Below are 3,156 nucleotides of genomic sequence, written 5' to 3'. Positions count from 1 at the left end.
TCGCACATCAAGAAGAAGATGGACGGCGGCCGGTTCGGCAAGGACGAGACCCTGGAGATTGTCAGGGATATCGTCAGCGACACTCTCTCACCCGGCGAGATCACCGCTTACGTCACCGCGTCCTACATCAACGGCCTTGACATGGACGAGGTGGAGTACCTGACGAGAGCCATGGTCGAGACCGGGGATCGCCTCCGCTTCACCCGGCATCCCGTCGTCGACAAACACTCCATCGGGGGGGTGCCCGGGAACAAGATCACCCTCCTGATCGCGCCGATCGTCGCCGCGAGCGGTCTTAAGATCCCCAAGACCAGCTCCCGGGCCATCACCGGCGCCGGCGGGACTGCAGACCTGATGGAGGTCCTCGCACCGGTCTCGTTCTCGGCGACCGAGGTGCAGCAGATGACCGAGAAGGTCGGCGGCGCCATCGTCTGGGGCGGGGCAACAAACATTGCCCCTGCAGACGACAAGATCATCACCTACGAGTACCCGCTCCGGATCGACGCCCGGGGCCAGATGATTGCAAGCGTCATGGCCAAGAAGTTCGCCGTCGGCGCCGATCTCGTTGTCATCGATATCCCGGTCGGCCGGAACACCAAGATCGCGACGGCCCAGGAGGGGCGGAAACTCGCCCGGGAGTTCATCGAACTCGGGGAGCGGCTCGGCATGCGTGTCGAGTGTGCGTTGAGTTACGGGGAGTCGCTCGTCGGCCACACCATCGGCCCGAACCTTGAGGTGCATGAAGCACTCGCCGTTCTCGAGGGGGCGACCGAGCCGAACTCCCTGATCCAGAAGAGCCTCTCGCTCGCCGGGATCCTCTTCGAGATGGCCGGGAAGGCAGCACAGGGGCAGGGAGCCCAGATGGCTGCAGATATCCTCCAGAGCGGAAAGGCGCTCGAGAAGATGCGGCAGATCATCGAGGTTCAGGGCGGCGATCCGACGGTGAAGGCTGAAAATATCGTTCCGGGAGAGTACCGGTTCGAGGTGAGGGCGCCGCAGGACGGTTACGTCATCGAACTAAACAACAGCGCGCTCGTCACGCTCGCCCGGCTCGCGGGCTCGCCCTACGACCACGGCGCGGGGCTCTTCATCCACGCAAAGAAGGGGACCCGGGTCAGGAAGGGCGACCCCATCTTCACCATCTACGCCGAGCGGGAATGGCGCCTTGAGCGTGCGATCGAGATCGGCCGGGTGCTGATGCCGGTGGTCGTGGAGGGAATGGTCATCGAACGCATTCCCCCGGAGCGCTGGGTGTAAACCGAAGCACTCAAATTTTTGGGCCGCAATACACTCAAGTATGGTAAAACGTCGCCTCATCATAGCCCTTCTCGTCTCGTGCATCCTCCTCTGCTGCACGGCGCAGGCGGTCACCCTGCGCATCAGCGTGGTGGACGAGGAGACCGACGATGCCGTTGCCGGCGCTTCCGTGTACGTCGACGGCGCCTACGCCGGGAAGACCACCTCGGACGGCACCTATTCCTACGTTCATTCCGGGGATGACGACCTGTACCTGAAGGTTGTCCGGGCAGGTTACCGGAACTGGATGGATTACATCGATTATGACGCGACCCACGCCCGGGTTGATATGGTCCGCGAGGACGAGACCCTCACGTTCGAACTTTACGATGCGGTGACCCTGAAACCGGTCGTCGGTGCTGTGGTGCGCGTTGAGGGTGACGACTACTCCGACTCGGAGGTCACCGGAAAAGACGGGAGCGTGGACTTCTCGGTGAGAGCGGGCGGGTCATACAGCGTCGAGGTACGCGCGTCAGGCTACCACGACCTCGAAGAGACTGTTGAGCTGGCAAAGACTGGTGGGGTGGAGGACGGCCCCATCCAGTATTTCCTCTTCAGTAAAGATCTTCTCGGGGTCCGGGTCCTGGATGCCGACACTTCTGCTCCCCTTGGAGGGGCAGAGGTGTATATCGACAACGCGCGCGCCGGAGTGACCGATGCCGAAGGCAGGCTGCAACTCCACCTGGAACGGGGAAAGAGGTATTCCCTCAGGGTCACGGCTACTGACTACCAGCCATACCTGGAGAACCGTGACCTTGAGGCGGACGATGTGCTTCTCCAGGTGCGCCTCTCGAAGTCGGCATACTCTGTCTTGATAAAGGCCTGCAACGAGGCAACGACGCCTATTGGAGGAGCGGAGGTCTACCTCAACGGGACGCTCCAGGGGAAGACCGGTCAGGATGGTCGATTTGTATTCACCGAACTCCATGCAGGCACCTATGAGATTCTGGTCCGGGCGTCCGGCTACAAGGACTGGAGCGAGATACGGCACATCTCCGGGGTGGCGGAGGCAATCTTTGCCGAACTCCAGTACGACCGGGCGAGCGTGACCGTCCGGGTGGAGGGGTCCGACCGGAAAGCGTTGGCCGACGCGGTCATCGTCATCGACGAGAAGGTCGTCGGGGTGACCGACAGCCTCGGGAGGTTCCAGACCGCGCTCGTCACAAACAGGGCGTATACTGTGACCGCCGCCCGTGACGGCTACCAGAACATCTCGGTCGATGCGGATATCCCGCTCGGCGCGACCGAGTTCACCGTCCCGCTGATCATGGAGCAGAACTTCAATGTCTGGGTGCTCGTGGCCGGCGTCGGGGTCGTTGCCGTGGTTCTCGTCGCGGGGGTTGTGGTGGTGCGGCGGAGGCAGGCCGGGCAGAGTCGGGGCAGGTCACGCGACCGGGACAGCCTTTAGGCCTCCGGGTCACCTTTTTTTCCCCGGGGTCCCGACCCCGGGCTGCAGGATCTCTGCTTCCAATGGCGGAATTCGTCCCGCACGGAAAGAATATTCTCGTGCGGCAGCCATGGAAATACTTTTTTTTCATCTGATCGCCGCATCTACTGAATATTTATTCAATTTACGCGGTTTTCGTTATCCGATCGAAAAACGGAGCCATTATAGTTGTGCATTATGTTAGAAACCATTATATATTCCTATGTGCCAGGAACAGATACGGTGACGTATGAGTGAATGGACATATGCGTGCCTGGTGACGGGGTTGATGCTGCTGGCGGCCCCGGCCGGTGCGCTGATACCGGATGCTATTACAATTAACACGAGTACCCCGTGGGTGACGGCGGGGAGCGGGGAGACCGTGACTGTGACGGTTGAGGTGTTGAACGGCACCAGCACCCCTGTTCCGGGGG

3 protein-coding genes are annotated in these 3,156 nt (G+C 61.4%); all 3 read left to right on the top strand.

The genetic code is table 11. The annotated features are described in order from the left end of the window. On the top strand, positions 1 to 1,257 hold a 1,257-nt coding region (locus tag PLN84_RS12910), incomplete at its 5' end, for an AMP phosphorylase (protein ID WP_348532154.1). Between the two features lie 40 nt (positions 1,258 to 1,297). After that, the gene (locus PLN84_RS12905) at positions 1,298 to 2,704 is read left to right on the top strand and encodes a carboxypeptidase regulatory-like domain-containing protein (RefSeq protein WP_292560157.1); all 1,407 of its coding nucleotides are present in this window, start codon (positions 1,298 to 1,300) and stop codon (positions 2,702 to 2,704) included. Positions 2,705 to 2,972: 268 nt separating this feature from the next. Next, the coding region (locus tag PLN84_RS12900; RefSeq protein ID WP_299954960.1) for a hypothetical protein at positions 2,973 to 3,156 on the top strand (184 nt) is incomplete at its 3' end.

It is taken from the genome of Methanoculleus sp., from assembly GCF_035363275.1.
Classification (GTDB): Archaea; Halobacteriota; Methanomicrobia; order Methanomicrobiales; family Methanoculleaceae; genus Methanoculleus.
This window is presented reverse-complemented; position numbering and strand designations above follow the sequence as displayed.